The following is a 17,986-nucleotide window of genomic DNA, read 5'->3' on the forward strand; positions in this document are numbered from 1 at the left end:
TGTGTATTTTCCTTTGCTATCATTGAAAGTTTTCGTTTGACCTTTTTTGACCTATTAGTTATGATAAGTATATCCGATCATATGGATACTTGAATAGATAAGGAGGATTTTTCATGAATTTAATTCCTACAGTTATTGAACAAACAAACCGCGGAGAGCGCGCCTATGACATTTATTCACGGTTATTAAAAGATCGTATCATTATGCTTGGTAGTGCAATTGATGACAATGTTGCTAACTCAATTGTAGCACAACTACTATTCTTAGAAGCAGAAGATCCAGAAAAAGATATTTCCCTATACATCAATTCACCAGGTGGATCGATTACAGCTGGAATGGCAATTTATGATACGATGCAATTTATTAAATCGGACGTATCTACAATTTGTACCGGAATGGCTGCATCTATGGGAGCATTCTTACTGACAGCTGGTGAAAAAGGTAAACGTTTCGCTTTACCTAATAGTGAAGTAATGATTCATCAGCCTTTAGGTGGTACTCAAGGTCAAGCAACAGATATTGAAATCCATGCTCGCCGAATCATTCAGATGCGGGAAAAAATCAATCAAATTCTTTCTGAACGCTCGGGACAGCCAATTGAAGTAATTGAACGTGATACAGATCGCGATAACTTTATGACAGCTGAGAAATCCGTAGAATACGGCTTGATTGATAAAGTTTTAGAACGTAAGCCAGAATAGTAAAAAATCCCTTTCAGTCTTTGGACTGAAGGGGATTTTTTTACTTCTTCGAAACAAAAGAAACCAATTCGGTCATCGCTGTTTCTTCATCCATCCCATCAGCAATAAGCGTTATTTCTTCACCAGCAGTAACCGCTAAACTCATTAAACCCATAATACTTTTCGCGTTCACCTTTTTTCCATTCTTCTCTAAAAAAATATGAGCCGTATATCGGTTTGCCTCCTGAACAAATTCAGCTGCCGGTCTCGCCTGTAATCCTGATGGTAATTCCACTTTAATTATCTTCTCAACCAAAACCTCACTCTCCCCTTTTTGTAAGCGCTAACAAATTATAATGTATCTTCGATCTATATTATTCTCGTGAATCAGTAAGTATTCCCTACTAATCCACGATTTTATATAAATCGAGATCGTGTGTTTGGAAAATTCTTGCATTCAATGATTACACGTATTATAGCATGAATAGGAAGTAAAGAAAATAAATTTACTGTATACCTTCTCCACTTTTTATTTTTTCAGCAAATGCATCGATTTTCTTCAGTCGATGGTTAACACCAGATTTTGAAATTTTACCGCTAGAGACTAATTCTCCTAATTCCTTTAATGAAACGTCCTGATGTTTCACTCGGAGTATCGCTATCTCTCTTAATTTTTCTGGCAATTGGTCAAGACCGACTGTCCGTTCAATTAATTGAATATTTTCAATCTGTCTGAATGCAGCACCAATGGTTTTGTTTAAATTTGCTGTTTCACAGTTTACTATGCGGTTAACAGAATTACGCATATCTCGCACAATACGTACATCTTCAAATTTAAATAACGCATTATGCGCGCCAATAAGTCCAAGAAATTCAGTTATTTTCTCTGCTTCTTTTATATAAACAATGTATCCATTCTTCCGCTCATGCTTACGTGCATGAAGCTCAAAATCATTTAGAAGATGGCATAAAGAATCATTATGCTCTTGGTAGAAATTAAAGATTTCGAGATGGTACGAAGACGTTTCTGGATTATTAATTGAACCACCTGCAAGAAATGCTCCGCGCATATATGCTTTCTTACAACAGGATTTATCCATAAACTTCTCAGAAATCGTTCGCTTAAAAGCATAAGCTTCTTGTAATATATTTAAGTCAACTAATAACGAACGTACTTGCTCTTTCAAACGAACAATATATACATTATTTTTCTTAAGCTTCATCTTTTTTCGAACAAGCAATTCCACAGGCATATCATAAACAGCTTTGATTAGTGTGTAAATACGTCTCGCAATTGCTGCATTCTCTGTTTGAACATCTAATGTATAATTTTGTTTCGATAATGAGATCGCTCCATTCATTCGAATCAATGCAGCTAACTCAGCATATTTACAACAATCCTCTACTTCCATAGCGGTTAGTTCTTTTTTTATCTCCGACGCGAAGGACATCGAATCCCTCCCTTTATTGACTCTACTTAAAAATCAGTTGTTGTTTTTAATAAGGAATATAACAAAGATGAAACTTTCGTATTATCATGTCGTAATGTTGATCTGGTTGGATCAATGATATCCCCTTCAATAATTTGTAATCCCATATCTAATAACCGGTCCGTATCATAGATTACCGGAGCTGCATTTTCTTCAGCGTAAATAGCACGAACCGCTTGTTCAATTGGTTCATTGTGAACAACAATCGCATCCACACTTGAATCCCCAATATGGTCGCGAATAGCTTGAACATGATCAGCTGCTGTATATCCAGTAGTTTCACCTGCTTGCGTCATTACATTACAGACATAAACAACCTTTCCTGACGTCTCACGAATTGCTTCATCAATTTGCGGCATAATAATTGTTGGCATAATGCTAGTATAAAGACTGCCAGGTGCAATAACAATAAGGTCGGCTTTTTTTAAAGCTCGAACAGCATTAGGTAAGGGTTGTACGGGCTGCGGACTAAGAAAAACACGTTCAATTTTTTTATTCGATAAAGGGATATTTGATTCTCCGGAGACTACGGTACCATCTGTCATTCTGGCATGTAGCGACATATTATCATTAGATATCGGATATATCTTCCCTTTTACATTTAATACACGTGATATTTCCCGAATTCCCATATTAAAATTTCCAGTGATAGATGTCATCGCTGCTAATAGTAAATTACCCATCGAATGCCCTGATAATCCATTTCCAACATCAAACCGATGCTGAAATAATTCAATTAACATCGGTTCTGCGTCGGAAAGTGCAGCAATAACATTACGAATGTCCCCAGGTGCAGGGATAGCCATTTCATTACGCAATCTTCCTGTACTTCCACCATCATCAGCTACTGTCACTAATGCAGTCAGTTGGATTGGAAGATCCTTTAATCCTCGAAGCAATACAGGCATACCTGTACCACCCCCTACAACGACGACATGTGGGAGGTTTTCTTTAGTCATATTTAACGTCCCTTTCTTTTGTCAATATCACGATGACTAACATGAGTAATGTAATTCGGAGCTAACTCTTTAGAGAAGTGTTCTGCAAGAGCAACAGACCGATGTTGTCCTCCAGTACAGCCGATTGCCACAACCAGTTGTGACTTGCCTTCTTTTTTATATTGTGGAAGCATAAATTGAAGAAGGTCGAGGACCTTTGCAATAAATTTCTGTGTATCTGTCCATTTAAATACATAAGAAGATACATCACTGTTAAGCCCCGTTAACGGTTGTAAATTTCCAACATAGTGGGGATTTGGCAGAAAACGCACATCAAATACAAGATCAGCATCAATCGGCAATCCATACTTGAATCCGAAAGAGACCATGTGTACAGAAAATACTTCTTGTTCTTCCTCTGCATATTTTTGAACAATTTTTTCACGAAGTTCTTTTGGCTTCAGATTTGTCGTATCAATAATACGTTGAGCTCTTCCTCTAAGTTCATCTAGTATCTCTCTTTCTTGACGTATTCCTTTTAGCGGGAGGCCACCAACTGCTAATGGATGTGAGCGCCTTGTTTCCTTATATCTACTAACAAGCTTTTCGTCTTTTGCATCCAAAAAAAGAATATGTTCATCGAGCCAATCTTCTGTGGCCAGTACATCTAATGCATCGGATAATGTATCAAAAAATTCCCTAGCGCGTAAATCCATTACAAGTGCAACTTGTTGAATATTATTTGTAGAGTCTTTCATTAGTTCAATGAATTTAGGCAATAATGTAGGAGGAAGGTTATCCACACAATAATACCCCAGGTCTTCAAAACTTTGTACAGCTACCGTTTTCCCTGCGCCGGACATTCCCGTAATGATTACCAGTTTTGTTTCAAGTTTTCCGCTTCTCATTCTGTGACTCCCCTTTACCTCGTCCTATAATGGATCTATCCGATAATTAATTAGTTCATCTTCCTCTGTATAAGAAAAAGCTCCAGTTACTACCGTTTCATGTTGCAGTACATGTTCATATATCATTCGGTCACCTTCAGCCATAGGTAGAGATTTTATTCGGTCTATTTCAACCCACTCAAGTTCTCCTTCTCTACAAAAGTCCGTTAGCTGCCCCTCATAATGCTCACACACGAATGTATACATCATCCATTCACGTGTAGAAGTTGTGTCTTCCAAAATACTGAAAGTAAAGACTCCAGCTAATCTTGGATGGTGGAGAGACAGCTCTGTTTCTTCCTGATATTCTCGAATTACCGATTCCCGGATTGTTTCTCCCTGCTCCATTTTACCCCCAGGAATAGCATACCAGCCATGTTTTGGTTTTTTTATTACTAATATATGGTTATTATCTATTACTATGCAATTGGTCACACGTTGCATTCCAATTCACCTCAATACAAAAACGGAATTTCGTTCATTCCAAATTTAATTATACTAGTTCCGACAAAAAACTTCCATAAGCCTGTCCTGTAGTTATTTACCAACAACTTATTTCAAGCAAAAAAAAAGAGCACAGGTTACAACACCTGTGCCAAAAAACTAATCTATCTATTAAAAGGGGGTCAATTAGTTACTTCTTATTATACCCCATAATTATTGCGAATATATTACAACGCCATTAAAAACCAATTACTATTGGTAAATTTTTCTTAAAAACGGTATTTTGTTATTAAGAGTTCGCTGTTTTTAATTCTTCGTTAAGGTCTTCTACATATTTTATGGCAGCTTCTGCTGCAATACTTCCATCTCCGGTTGCAGTCACAATTTGACGTAAGGTTTTATCACGAATATCGCCAGCAGCAAAAATTCCAGAAATATTGGTTTCCATATGCTCATTTGTAGGAATGTAGCCTTCATCATTTGTTATTCCGAGAGACTTAAATGGTTCACTTAATGGCACCATGCCAATATAAACAAATACTCCATCGATTGCATGATCGTATTTTTCCCCAGTTTTATTGTTCTTTAAAGTTACGCTTCCGACTTTTCCGCCAGATTCGTTAATTTCTTCAACTACTGTATCCCAAATAAAATCAATTTTATCATTATCAAATGCTCGATCCTGAAGGATTCGTTGTGCACGTAAAGCATCACGACGATGCACGACAGTTACTTTATCTGCAAAGCGCGTTAAATAAATCCCTTCTTCTACAGCTGAGTCTCCTCCGCCGATTACAATAAGATTTTTCTCTTTAAAGAAGGCACCATCACAAACAGCGCAATATGAAACGCCACGCCCACCTAATTCTTCTTCTCCAGGGATGCCGAGTTTTTTATATTGTGCACCAGTTGTTATAATTAGTGCTCTGGTGTTATATTCTTTTTTACCAGCAACAACTGTTTTGTACTCACCGTGATCAATTACTTCTTTAATATCACCATAAGCATATTCTGCACCAAACTTTTTTGCATGTTCGAACATTTTATTTGATAAATCAGGTCCTAAAATATGGTCGTAACCTGGATAATTTTCCACATCTTCGGTATTTGCCATTTGACCTCCGGGAATGCCTCGCTCAATCATTAGCGTGTTTAGGTTTGCACGAGAAGCATACACAGCGGCAGTCATACCAGCAGGGCCAGCCCCTGCAATAATAACATCATACATTTGGTTTTCGGACATCACTATCGCCCCTTTTTCTATTATAATTCAGCCATACTTAGCTTATTAAAATCAACTGGATTCGTCTATTATTATGCTCAAGTATCCATTTCCCAAGGAGCTAACTCATTGGTTAAATTAGAATGTTTCTTTGTTCCTTCTTGCCAGATCAGTTCAGCCTTGGCTGTTTCACCGATATAATAAGCTGATAAAGCATACCATCTAAAGTAGGATGGATGACCAGCTACTTTTGGTTTTGCAAGTAACACAAACCGACGATAAGCTTCGACATGTTGTCTTGTTCTTGACAGCGTAACAGCAATCCGTAATTTTTGCTGTTCATGAATAGGATATACATTTAGTAATGTCTGAATATGAAAATCATATTCTTTATGATTATCCATTGTATAATAAAACAAAGCTAAATTTGTATGACTGTATAAAGAAGTAGGGTCTTCTTTAAGCTCATTTATTTCTAATTCAATTGCTTTAGCTTGATAACCGGAAAAGAATAGAGCTTGTGTATAATCATGCTTGGTGATTTTATGTTCAGGAAATAAATACATCATTTCTTCTAACAAAGGGATCGCTTTATCCCATTCTAAATTCTCCATATGATAAAAGACGGTTTCTTGATAAATGAGCAATTCATCTTCATCTTCCATTTCCCAATCGTCTTCATCATCTTCAATATCAATTAAATCTAATAAACGAAGCGTATCATCTTTAAAGTCACCTTCAGGCTGTTTTTCCAAATAAAGATCGGCATATTTTTTAGCATCATTTAATAAACCAAGATGCGCATAGTTGTTAGCCATTAAATAATAGCAATCTACATACTCAGATGATTGTAATACCTTCGTTAATAATTGATTGGCAGCATGATAAGCACCAATTTCTGTATATATAATCGATAGTTGGCATTTATATAATGGATCCGCTGGCTTTTGTTCGATCGCTTTTTTCATCCATTTAATTGCTATGTCGAATTTTCTTTTTTGAAAAGCTTCTACACCTTTTGTGAAATAAAAATCACCTTCAGGAATGAAAGGGAGAACATTGTTTTGTTTTCCACTTGATTTACTTGTAACCTGTTGCATGTGTATCCCCCTAGTTTGTAAACATACGAACAAAGTATATCATAAATAGGCGGGGAATTATATAGTAGTAAAATCGAACCATTTTCAAAAGCAAAAAGGAACACCTACGCGAATTCCTCAAGTTGTCTGGAAAGTCTTCGTAGGTATTCCTTTAAAGGCATATTAGTTAGCAACCGGATGTGTGGCATCATACATTAAGTCGTCCAACTGTTTTGTAAATACTTCTTTTTGGTCATCCGTCCAGTTCAGTGTTTGAGCCATATAGTCAATGACATTATCTTTATGTGATCTTACCCATTCAATGTCGAAGAATAATGCTCCTGTACGTCGAATAAAGAAGTCTACTGGTTTATAAGCCGCTTCGTGTTTAATAGCATATAGAAGTTGTGCAAAGACTACTGGATCGATATCTGCTTGTTTGGCTTCTCCTTGTTTTGTACGATAAAGCTCAAGAACAGTCTCAAAGTTAGCGCCATATTTTTGAATTAAATTACGCGCTGTTGATTCATCTATACCTTCTGCCACTGCTTCAGCAGACTTTCTTTCCATGAATTTTTTAAACCCTTGCGATCCACCAACTTCTCCACCAGATATAGGTAGATGTATCGTATCCGATTTAGAATACATAATACCTTCTTCTTCTTGAAGCTGTTTTGTTACCGTATTTACTGCTTGTTCAGCCATCTTACGATACCCCGTTAACTTACCACCAGCCATTGAAATTAAGCCAGAATCAGATACGAAAATTTCATCTTTTCTAGAGATCTCACTAGGATTGTCTGTTCCTTCTTCAGCAATTAACGGACGTAAGCCAGCCCAGCTTGATTCTACATGGTCAGCAGTAATATTTAATGAAGGGAACATATAATGGATTGCATTAATTAAATAATCACGATCTTCAACTGTCATTTTTGGATTGGCAATGTCTCCCTTATAGCTTGTATCCGTAGTACCTACATAGGTAATATTTTCTCTAGGAATAGCAAAGATCATCCGACCATCCGGCGTATCAAAGTAAACGGCTTGTTGCAGCGGGAAGATTTCTTTCGGAAATACCAAATGGATTCCTTTGGTTAGATGAAGTGCCTTTCCTTTTTTAGATCCATCTTTTTCTCTTAACTCATCAACCCAAGGACCACCAGCATTGATAATTTTTTTAGCAAAAATACGATATTCTTCACCATTGATTTGATCCTCAACGACAACTCCTTCAACCTTGTTGTTATCATTATAGATAAAATCAGTGACTTTCATATAATTAGCAGCTTGTACTCCCTTTTGTACAGCTTTCTTTAATACTTCAATTGTCAGACGAGCATCATCTGTTTTATATTCAACATAATAGCCTGCGCCTTTTAAATTATCTCTTTTGACCAGTGGTTCGCGATTTAAAGCTTCTTCAGGATTAAACATTTTACGCCGTTCATTTTTTTTAACCCCTGCAAGAAAATCATAAACACGAAGACCAATATTTGTTGTAAACGGCCCAAATGTTCCACCTTTGTGGAATGGAAGCATCATCCACTCTGGAGTGGTTACATGGGGACCATTTTCATAAACAATCGCTCTTTCCTTTCCGACTTCAGCTACCATTTTCACTTCAAATTGCTTTAAGTAACGAAGGCCTCCATGTACTAACTTGGTTGATCTACTAGATGTTCCAGCAGCAAAATCCTGCATTTCTAAAAGACCTGTTTTTAATCCTCTTACTGTGGCATCTAGTGCGATTCCTGAACCAGTTATTCCTCCACCAATGACAAGTAAGTCCAGTTTTGTATTTTCCATTTCCTTTAATCGTTCTGTTCGTTTATAACTAGAAAAGTTATTCACATGATCACTCCCCAATTTCCACTAATGTCTATACATATAAATACCCAAATTTATGGATAGTCATGTATGGGCAGACGGAAAATATTCAATTAATCAAAAAAGAAGCCGCAAAACAAACAAATATACAAGGTATATTTGTTGATTGCGGCTTCTCCTTTTCTCCGTCCACATATTAACTTAATTAGAAGTATAACATATAAATTATGAAAGGTAAAGTGGTAAGTATTTTGGTCTGTACAGGCTTATTTAAATGATTGCGCTGCTTTCACCGCTTGCTTCCATCCATTGTACAACTCTTCTCGTTCTCCTTTTGAAATGGTAGAAGTAAAGGTTCGATCAATCTTCCATTGATTCGCGATTTCCTCTTTGCTTTCCCAGAAGCCGACCGCAAGTCCAGCAAGATAAGCTGCACCTAAAGCCGTCGTCTCATTAATAACAGGACGTTCAACATCAACATTCAACATATCACTTTGAAACTGCATAAGGAAATTATTTTGGACTACTCCACCATCCACTCTAAATTTCTTCACCTGCATTCCTGCTTCTTGTACCATTACATCAACAACGTCTTTAGTTTGGTAAGCTAATGCCTCTAACGTAGCCCGAACAAAATGTTCTTTAGATGTACCTCTCGTTAATCCGAATAGTGAACCTTTTACATCACTATCCCAATAGGGTGTGCCTAGACCGACGAAAGCAGGCACAAGATAAACTCCTTCTGTTGAAGAGACAGCATTCGCTAAGCTTTCAGTTTCCGAAAATGTATGAATAAGTTCTAAGCCATCACGCAGCCATTGGATTGCTGAACCTGCAACAAATATACTTCCTTCTAATGCATATTCTACTTTCCCATCTACACCCCATGCTATGGTAGTCAATAATCCGTTTTCAGACTTCATACCTTTTTCTCCAGTGTTCATAAGCATGAAACAACCAGTACCATAAGTGTTTTTGGCCATTCCTTTATCAAAACAAGCTTGGCCGAATAAGGCTGCTTGTTGATCACCTGCCATACCAGCAATTGGAACCTCATAACCGAAGAAATGATAATCCACTGTATTGCCATATACCTCTGATGATTGTTTTACTTCTGGTAGCATAGATGTAGGAATGCCAAGAATTTCTAATAATCCTTCATCCCATTTTAGATCATAAATATTATACATTAATGTTCTTGAAGCATTGGAATAATCCGTAATATGTTGCTTTCCTCCTGATAGTTTATAGACAAGCCAGGTATCAATCGTACCAAACAAAAGATCACCGTTTTCTGCTTTCTCTCTTGCACCTTCCACATGATCAAGTATCCATTTTACCTTTGTACCCGCAAAATATGGGTCTATAAGTAATCCTGTTTTATCACGAAATGTATCGCTATAGCCATCATGAATCAATTGTTCGCAGATATCTTTTGTTTGTCTTGATTGCCAAACAATCGCCTGATAAATTGGCTTACCAGTATGTCTATCCCACACAACGGTTGTTTCTCGTTGGTTAGTGATACCAATCGCCGCAAGATCCGAAGGCTCTATATCTGCTTTACGTAACGCATCAGAAATACATGCCAACATGGATGTCCAAATCTCATTGGCATCATGTTCTACCCATCCTGGTTTCGGGAAATACTGTTGGAATTCCTTTTGAGCCGATTCTACTACTTCTCCTTCATGATTAAAAATGATCGCTCGAGAACTTGTTGTTCCTTGATCTAAAGATAGTATATAATTTTTCAATTCTATTCCTCCCCAACAATCAACTACTAATTTACCACCACTATGACGCTTTCTTCAACTCTTGTACTAATGCAGTAACAAATAATAATAAAATTCCTATGCTAAAGACCCAAAATATTATTGTACCATTTGTTTTAAAAATTGCCTCATAAAAAAGCCCGCCATAGATTCCACCAAGGGCCGGCCCAATTACTGGTATCCACGCATAACTCCAATTGGAATGTCCCTTTCCAGGAATTGGTAAAAACCAATGTGCAATTCGTGGTCCTAAATCACGAGCCGGATTAATAGCATAACCAGTTGTGCCCCCAAGTGACATACCAATAACCACAATTAATAAGCCGACAATTAATGGATTCAGTCCTTCGGTAAAAGTATTCGCCCCAATAAACAGCAGTCCCATGACTAATACGAATGTCCCGATCATTTCGCTAATTAAATTTGCCATCGTACTAGGAATCGCAGGTCCCGTAGAAAAGACACCAAGTTTGACATCAGGATCGTTCGTTTCTTTCCAATGCGGCAAATAATGAAAAAACACAATGACTGCACCTATCATTCCACCTAACATTTGTGCACAAATATAGATAGGCACTTTCGCCCAAGGGAATTCACCAATCGAAGCAAAACCTAATGTAACAGCGGGATTCAAATGGGCACCGGTAATACTACCTACTGCATAGACCCCCATGGCAACTCCTAATCCCCAAGCAAAAGAGATAAGTACCCATCCTGAGCCTTCCGATAATGTTTTCTTCAAATTTACCCCTGCAACTACACCGCCCCCGAAAATAATTAAAATCATGGTACCAATTAATTCACCTATGAATTCAGACATATCCACACCTCATTTATCTAAGATAGCCGCTCTTTTGTTATTCCACAAATTGAGCAAACTTATAACAGGTATGTGCTTAACCAATTTGGTTGCCTAGATTCCCACAAAAAAAAGCCATTTTTTGTAAATGGCTTTTGACCCGATCACTTCACATTCCAAAGCGCGGTATTTGAAGTTGAAACACCAATAGCTCCAGCAGTTAATGCTGCCTTTACTTCCTCTTCCTTTGTTATTAAACCTCCTGCTATCACCGGTAATTCTGTTTGTTCATGTATGTATTGAATCATCGTTGGTATTAAACCAGGTAATACTTCAATACAATCTGGACGAACTCGATTAATTAATTTTATATTTTGTTCCAATGCCAAACTATCCAATAGAAATACACGCTGGATGGCTAGTAATTGGTGCTTCTTTGCCATACTAATAACATTAGCTCGTGTTGACAGAATTCCATCGGGTTTGATTTCACGAATTAAAAATTCCATCCCATAATCATCAGATTTCAGCCCCTGAATTAGATCAAAATGAATTAAAATTTGCTTGTTTGCACGCTTCGAATAGTTTACCAAGCTTTTAATCTGAGATAACCGTGTTTCTAAAATAACAATAGAATCATGAGGAGTTTCTAATGCTTTATCAAAATCTTTCATCTTTCGGATCGCCGGTAATATACCAGTTGGCACTTCCACTCCAATCACCTACTCTAATTTCTTTTTTCTTCTCGCTGTTCCATTTCTTCTTTTGTGTAAATCACTTTCATTGGGTTGCCGCCAACAAATGCACCTGCAGGTACATCTTTATGCACAAGGGTACCTGCTGAGACGATTGCATGATCGCCAATAGTCACTCCTGGTAAGATCGTAGAATTTGCTCCAATCATGACTTCGTCACCAATCATAACTTCTCCAATCCGGTACTCTTTTATCAAATACTCATGGGCTAAGATTGTTGTATTATAACCAATCACACTATTTCTACCCACTTTAATCTTTTCTGGAAACATAATATCTGGCATCACCATTAAAGCAAAAGCAGTATACTCTCCTACTTCCATGAATAACCATTTACGATAGAACCAATTTTTTATTTCGATGATTGGGGTATACCTTGCTAATTGGATGACGATAAAATTTTTCATTACTTTCCAAAAAGGTACCGTATTATAGATTTGCCATAAAGCATTTGTATCTTTTACAGGAAATCGTTTCGTTTTACGCATTTAACTACACTCCAGTTAATACTAAAAGATCACGAATATCTTCTAACATATAAGTTGGTTCATATTCCATTAATCGTTGTTTCCCTTTGAACGACCAAGCTACACCAGCGGTTTGTACACCTGCGTTTTTTCCAGATTCTATATCATGCGAATTATCTCCAACCATAAGGGTTGTTTCAGGATTTGCCTGTAACGTTCTCATTGCTTTTAGAACAGGTTCGGCATCTGGTTTAGGGTGATTAACATCATCGATCGTAATTACGGTACTGAAAAATGAATCTAGTCCAGTGAGCACCAGCCCTTTATTTACACTTTTTCTCATTTTTGTTGTCACAATCGCAAGTTGAATACCTTTATCCTTCAGCTGCGATACTGTTTCAACTACATTAGGAAAAGCTTTTACATAATTATCATGTTCCTGTAAATTATGTTCACGGTACGTTTGAACCATGGCATCAGCTTGTATTGGATTGATTTTCTTAAAAGTATCGACAAGTGGAGGGCCATTAAATTCAATAATTTCTTCCCTTGAGAAGTCTAAGTTATAGAAATGAAACGTATGAATAAATGAAGCAATTATCAATTCATTTGTATCAATTAATGTTCCGTCTAAATCAAAGAGTATTGTACGTATGCTCATTCGTTGTTTCCCTTCTATGTTTCTTTTTATCCATATTTTTCCATACAAAAGCGATAGTCATTGTTAATACAATAGCAGTAATTAATCGAATTAGTAATAGTGGCCAAACAGGAATCCCCAATGGAATAAATACTAACGTATCTTCTACAACAGCATGACAGGATACGAGGAAGATAAGCGCAAGTATCATATCCTTTTTTTCTACACCATCTTCTTTTACAGCTTGAATCATTACTCCAGCTCCATATGCTAAACCAATTGTAAGTCCAGCAACCATAGTCATTGATGTGTTTTCTTTCATTCCAAGTACTTTTGTAAACGGAGCGAACTTGTTTGACAATATTGTTAGCCATCCTTTTTCACGTAAGAATTGCATGACCACCATCAACGGAATGACGATTAACGCTAATTGACCAACTGCAATAATTGCAGTTTGAATTCCTTGTAATACGATTTCTCCCCAACCATCTAAAGCGGGATCCCCATTAGAAATAAATCCATAAGCCGCTTGTTCTGAACCGCCATTCCAAACAAGATTGATAATAACTGCGGATACAATCGCTAAAGCTATTCGTATTCCTGCAATTAGCCACCAACTAACCCCGACTTTTGATGCTACCGCAGATTCAATAAACAAGTTATGGGAAAAGGATAGCATTACTGCCATGATAAATACTTCTTTAACTGTAAAATCAAAGGATACAATGGCTGCTATACCTGCATATAAATTTAAACTATTTCCTAAAACTAATGGTACTGCCGCCTCTCCAGATAGACCAATCAGCCCCATTAGAGGGGTTAACTGTTCAATAACCCATGGTAATACTGGTGTAAATTGTAGAATAGTCACAATTAACGTAATGGGAAAAATAACCTTGCCCAATGTCCACGTAGTATGTAACCCTTGCTGTAGTCCTCGATGTAAGATCCCATACATTCCATATTCCCTCTTTCATATGAAACTTTCGTTTATTTGAGTTACCAGACCTTATTTTTTCTTCTTCTTTTGCTTCGTTGTTTTCTTTCCTTTGCTGCCATTAGCTTTCATACTATTGTCTTTGTATCTTGCTTGAACTGTTTTGCGGCGATAAATAATTAAGATAATCGCTACAACAATGATGACAATAGAAATCAATTGTGCTTGTCGAAGTGAGCCTATTAAATAAAGACTGTCCGTTCTCATTCCTTCAATAAAGAATCTTCCAACGGAATAAGCAATTGCATAACCAAGGAATAATTCACCACGAATTGGATTAAATCTCCGAATCATTAACAGAAGGACAAACACCAAAATATTCCAAACGGATTCATATAAAAAGGTTGGATGATACATAACACCGTCAATACACATTTGATTCATAATAAAATCAGGTAGATATTGATGAAAATTGGTATATGTAGATTCCGCAATGGGGCCCCCATGTGCTTCTTGATTCATAAAATTTCCCCATCTACCAATTGCTTGACCGAGTATGATACTAGGTGCTGCAATATCAGCCAATTGCCAAAACGATACATCTTTTACTTTTGCATAAATAATCGCAGTAATGACTGAGCCAATTAATGCTCCATGTATTGCTATGCCGCCTTCCCATATTGCAAATATGTCTGTCCATGGTCCACCTACATAACGATCCCATTCAAAAATAACGTAATAAATCCGAGCAGATATTATGGCAATAGGTATAGCAAAAACAACTAAGTCAACCATAATATCTTTCTGCATGCCTAGTTTATTCGCTTCCCTATTTGCTAAAAATAAACCTAAAAAAGCCCCGGCAGCAATGATGACTCCATACCAATAAATTGGCAAACCGCCAATTTGTAAGAACACGCGATCCAGAGCAGGTGCTGAACAACTCATTCGATGTACCTCCTATACTTTATCTTCATTTTCCTGATCAATCATATTCGTTAAACGCTCGGAGAATTCTTCTGCTGCATTAACTCCCATTCGTTTTAAACGAAAATTCATCGCAGCTACTTCAATAATGACTGCTAAGTTGCGTCCAGGTCGCACTGGAATTGTAGCTTTTGGTAATTCTACATCCATAATCTTCATTTTATCTTCATCAAGGCCCAACCGATCATATTGTTTCTTTTGATCCCAGATCTCTAAGTTAATAATTAAGGAGATTTTTTTATTACTACGTACGGAACCCGCTCCAAAAAGTGTCATCACATTAATAATTCCAAGACCTCTTATTTCTAATAAATGTTCAATTAATGGAGGAGGATTACCAATTAGGCTGTCGTAGTCCTCCTGTCTGATTTCGACACTATCATCTGCTACTAGACGATGACCTCTTTTCACTAATTCAAGCGCAGTTTCACTCTTACCAACACCACTTTGTCCCATTATGAGTACACCGACCCCGTAAATATCCACAAGTACACCATGAATCGCAGTAAAAGGAGCAAATTTTGCTTCTAGATAGTTCGTCAAACGACTAATCACTCGTGTTGTTTTTCTTGGTGAATGAAGAATCGGCACACCAGATTCATTTGCTGCATCTATCATTACTTGGGGAATTTCCATATTTCGTGTAACGACAATACCTGGCGTAATATCCGTACATAAGTGATCGACTCGGTCCAGCATTTCTCTCTCGGTCAAATCTAAGAAATAAGCCATTTCCGTTCGACCAATGAGTTGCAGACGTTCTTTCGGATAATACTTAAAATACCCTGTCATTTCAATACCAGGTCTTGATATATCACTTGTCGTAATCTCTCTATGTAATCCATCTTCACCAGCTACAAGTGTTAGATTAAAATTATCTAATAAATCCTTGGTGCGTACGGTTGACATTTGTTTATCCTCCTTGTAGTAAGCATAACCATACTACCTTTTATAAAAACCAGCCTTATTAAGGTGAATTTTCTGATTGTGACATCGATATGTCATTGAAATGCTACCTGCTTTGTACATACGGTTATGAACTTGTCCTAAAAGGGGACAAGTTTTCTTCATTGTAGCATATCCCAATAAAAAATCGTAGGCAAATTGCCCACGATCTTACCTCACGGAATCTCTCACCAAACGATTTAAAAGTAAGTTTATCACCGAAATAATAATAGCAGCGATAATGGCCGTCCCAAATCCATCTATTACGAATGAATGATCCATTAGCGCTTGTGTGATCATTAATGTAACCGCGTTTATAATAAAAAGAAATAAACCTAGTGATATAACAGTAATTGGTAGGGTTAATATAACCAAAATTGGCTTAACAATAATATTTAAAATAGCTAAAATGAAACTCGCTAACAATGCAGTCACAAATCCATCCATGTGGAAGGATTCGAATAATTGCGCAACCGCAATAAGCGCAACTGCATTTAAAAGAATGGAGACTAGCCATTGTAACATCGTTAGTGAATCTCTCTTTCATTTGGAATAATAAAAATAGCCACTAAGTAAACCAAAGCAAAGGTAAATGCACTCATAAATAATAGAACAACGAATACAAGCCTTAATATGGTCGCATCGATATTAAAATACTCAGCTAATCCCCCAAGTACCCCAGCTATCATCCGCTGCGTGTTGGAACGATATAATTTTTTCATACAATATCCTCCTTTAATCATTATGAATAGTAACCTTTTCTTGTTATCTTTAAACATTATACGAATTAAAGGGGCAAAAGGTTTTCGTTTTCTTCTTCACTTTTATTCATACGGTTAGTTATCAAAGTTCCACGTATAAAACGTTTCTGTTCCAAATTGTTCTTTCGCTTGTTGTAGAACGTCATTACCAAGTTTTTTATAGTCTTTTAATTGACCAATAATCCCACCAGCTTGGGAATCATGACATAATATGGCTTCCATTTTCTTCTCAAATAGATCAAGCACATCATTTACGACATCCGGCTCACCAAGATCATCTTTAAATCCACGTGCAAATGCTTGCGTCCAGACAACCGGACGTTTTTCTACTTCCATTAATTCAACTGCTTTGATAGCTGCTGCACCTAATGCATTGTGATCTGGATGTACAGCATATCCCGGATAATGTGTAATTACCAGACTCGGTTCAATCTCATCTAATATTCCTTTTAAATGTTTAGCAATCTCCATGCGATCTTCAAATTCAATGGTTTTATCACGGTATCCAAGCATTTGTAACTTCATATCAAGCACCTGGCAAGCATTTTGTAATTCTTGTTTTCGAATTAACGGTAATGTTTCACGATTTGCAAATGGGGGCGTTCCCATATTTCGTCCCATTTCTCCCAATGTTCCACATAAGTATGTTACCGGTATGCCTTGACTACGAAAGTTTGCGATTGAACCCGCTGATCCAAAAGACTCGTCATCTGGATGCGGTAAAATAACAACAACATGTTTCTCCACGCTCATCACCTATCTCTCCTTCTCATTTTCTTAATAATCAAATGGGGTTTCACTAATTTGTAGTGCAACCATTAACTTACCATCACGATCATGGCCAGCAAGCAATAATTTTGACTCCTCATGAATCACCCAATCCGTTAGTCCCTCGGCATAAATCCAGCCATTATCTGTTTTTAAGCCAACACGATGTGCGTTACCATCACCGACAATTTTCGCTTGTTGAAAGGTAATTTGTACATTTCTAACGTAGGCCCCAACATTATAGGCTTTGTCATCAAAATGACTTGCGTAAGCTCCGTTCGTCGTTTCAACATGTATATAGACTTGCTTATTTGTAAACGCATCTAACCAGTTTTGTACGTTTTCCATTTCGATTGGTTTCATTTCATGTCCTCCCAATTTACACTCTTCTTTTAGCTTATCGAAAGAACTGAAAACCGTCAAAAGATTGAACCATGATGACATTAACATGGGTTTGAACCTTCAACGTGTTTCACACTATAAAAAATAAGTGTAGAAAAACAAATAAGTTTTTCTACACGCTGT

Annotated in this window: 21 protein-coding genes; 1 reads left to right on the top strand and 20 read right to left on the bottom strand. The window is 37.1% G+C overall.

Annotated features, from left to right (window positions below; genetic code table 11):
- Positions 1-113 precede the first annotated feature (113 nt).
- Complete coding sequence (gene clpP / locus M948_RS24800; RefSeq protein WP_021289053.1) at positions 114-701, top strand: ATP-dependent Clp endopeptidase proteolytic subunit ClpP; 588 nt, start codon at positions 114-116, stop codon at positions 699-701.
- A gap of 40 nt (positions 702-741) precedes the next feature.
- Here the strand turns inward: clpP and M948_RS24805 are convergent, their stop codons facing one another.
- The 20 genes from M948_RS24805 to M948_RS24900 form a co-directional block, all read right to left on the bottom strand.
- Complete coding sequence (locus M948_RS24805; protein ID WP_021289054.1) at positions 742-996, bottom strand: HPr family phosphocarrier protein; 255 nt, start codon at positions 994-996, stop codon at positions 742-744.
- Positions 997-1,186: 190 nt separating this feature from the next.
- Positions 1,187-2,131, bottom strand: a complete 945-nt coding sequence (gene whiA / locus M948_RS24810) for a DNA-binding protein WhiA (RefSeq protein WP_021289055.1) — start codon at positions 2,129-2,131, stop codon at positions 1,187-1,189.
- Positions 2,132-2,157: 26 nt separating this feature from the next.
- Positions 2,158-3,129 carry a gluconeogenesis factor YvcK family protein gene (yvcK, locus tag M948_RS24815; RefSeq protein ID WP_021289056.1) on the bottom strand — a complete coding sequence of 324 codons (972 nt, stop codon included), beginning with the start codon at positions 3,127-3,129 and terminating at the stop codon, positions 2,158-2,160.
- Between the two features lie 2 nt (positions 3,130-3,131).
- Positions 3,132-4,016: an RNase adapter RapZ gene (rapZ, locus tag M948_RS24820; RefSeq protein WP_021289057.1), complete on the bottom strand. Its 885-nt coding sequence runs from the start codon at positions 4,014-4,016 to the stop codon at positions 3,132-3,134.
- A 24-nt stretch (positions 4,017-4,040) separates the two neighbouring features.
- A complete protein-coding gene (locus tag M948_RS24825; RefSeq protein ID WP_021289058.1) occupies positions 4,041-4,499 on the bottom strand; it encodes an NUDIX domain-containing protein in 459 nt (152 codons plus the stop codon).
- Positions 4,500-4,788: 289 nt separating this feature from the next.
- On the bottom strand, positions 4,789-5,742 hold the full coding sequence (gene trxB / locus M948_RS24830) for a thioredoxin-disulfide reductase (protein WP_021289059.1): 954 nt from the start codon (positions 5,740-5,742) through the stop codon (positions 4,789-4,791).
- Between the two features lie 77 nt (positions 5,743-5,819).
- Positions 5,820-6,821, bottom strand: coding sequence for a tetratricopeptide repeat protein (locus M948_RS24835; protein WP_021289060.1), 1,002 nt, complete (start codon positions 6,819-6,821; stop codon positions 5,820-5,822).
- A 162-nt stretch (positions 6,822-6,983) separates the two neighbouring features.
- Entirely contained in the window at positions 6,984-8,651 is a 1,668-nt protein-coding gene (locus M948_RS24840; RefSeq protein WP_021289061.1) for a glycerol-3-phosphate dehydrogenase/oxidase, read from the bottom strand.
- Positions 8,652-8,893: 242 nt separating this feature from the next.
- Complete coding sequence (glpK, locus tag M948_RS24845) at positions 8,894-10,384, bottom strand: glycerol kinase GlpK (RefSeq protein ID WP_021289062.1); 1,491 nt, start codon at positions 10,382-10,384, stop codon at positions 8,894-8,896.
- A gap of 40 nt (positions 10,385-10,424) precedes the next feature.
- Positions 10,425-11,222 carry an MIP/aquaporin family protein gene (locus M948_RS24850; RefSeq protein ID WP_021289063.1) on the bottom strand — a complete coding sequence of 266 codons (798 nt, stop codon included), beginning with the start codon at positions 11,220-11,222 and terminating at the stop codon, positions 10,425-10,427.
- Positions 11,223-11,365: 143 nt separating this feature from the next.
- Positions 11,366-11,914, bottom strand: a complete 549-nt coding sequence (locus M948_RS24855; protein WP_021289064.1) for a glycerol-3-phosphate responsive antiterminator — start codon at positions 11,912-11,914, stop codon at positions 11,366-11,368.
- 14 nt (positions 11,915-11,928) lie between these two features.
- A complete protein-coding gene (locus tag M948_RS24860; RefSeq protein WP_021289065.1) occupies positions 11,929-12,444 on the bottom strand; it encodes an acyltransferase in 516 nt (171 codons plus the stop codon).
- Between the two features lie 4 nt (positions 12,445-12,448).
- Positions 12,449-13,084 carry a pyrophosphatase PpaX gene (gene ppaX / locus M948_RS24865; protein ID WP_021289066.1) on the bottom strand — a complete coding sequence of 212 codons (636 nt, stop codon included), beginning with the start codon at positions 13,082-13,084 and terminating at the stop codon, positions 12,449-12,451.
- On the bottom strand, positions 13,059-14,021 hold the full coding sequence (locus M948_RS24870; RefSeq protein WP_021289067.1) for a nucleoside recognition domain-containing protein: 963 nt from the start codon (positions 14,019-14,021) through the stop codon (positions 13,059-13,061). The genes ppaX and M948_RS24870 overlap by 26 nt, the downstream gene beginning before the upstream one ends.
- A 51-nt stretch (positions 14,022-14,072) precedes the next feature.
- Entirely contained in the window at positions 14,073-14,948 is an 876-nt protein-coding gene (lgt, locus tag M948_RS24875) for a prolipoprotein diacylglyceryl transferase (protein ID WP_021289068.1), read from the bottom strand.
- Between the two features lie 12 nt (positions 14,949-14,960).
- Positions 14,961-15,896 carry an HPr(Ser) kinase/phosphatase gene (gene hprK, locus M948_RS24880; RefSeq protein WP_021289069.1) on the bottom strand — a complete coding sequence of 312 codons (936 nt, stop codon included), beginning with the start codon at positions 15,894-15,896 and terminating at the stop codon, positions 14,961-14,963.
- A gap of 207 nt (positions 15,897-16,103) precedes the next feature.
- Positions 16,104-16,457: a phage holin family protein gene (locus tag M948_RS24885; protein WP_021289070.1), complete on the bottom strand. Its 354-nt coding sequence runs from the start codon at positions 16,455-16,457 to the stop codon at positions 16,104-16,106.
- Positions 16,458-16,459: 2 nt separating this feature from the next.
- On the bottom strand, positions 16,460-16,654 hold the full coding sequence (locus M948_RS24890) for a PspC domain-containing protein (RefSeq protein WP_021289071.1): 195 nt from the start codon (positions 16,652-16,654) through the stop codon (positions 16,460-16,462).
- Positions 16,655-16,768: 114 nt separating this feature from the next.
- Entirely contained in the window at positions 16,769-17,440 is a 672-nt protein-coding gene (bshB2, locus tag M948_RS24895; RefSeq protein ID WP_031334975.1) for a bacillithiol biosynthesis deacetylase BshB2, read from the bottom strand.
- Between the two features lie 30 nt (positions 17,441-17,470).
- A complete protein-coding gene (locus M948_RS24900; protein ID WP_021289073.1) occupies positions 17,471-17,824 on the bottom strand; it encodes a YojF family protein in 354 nt (117 codons plus the stop codon).
- Between the last annotated feature and the right edge of the window lie 162 nt (positions 17,825-17,986).

It is taken from the genome of Virgibacillus sp. CM-4, assembly GCF_000445495.1.
GTDB classification, from domain to species: Bacteria; Bacillota; Bacilli; order Bacillales; family Amphibacillaceae; genus Virgibacillus; species Virgibacillus salexigens.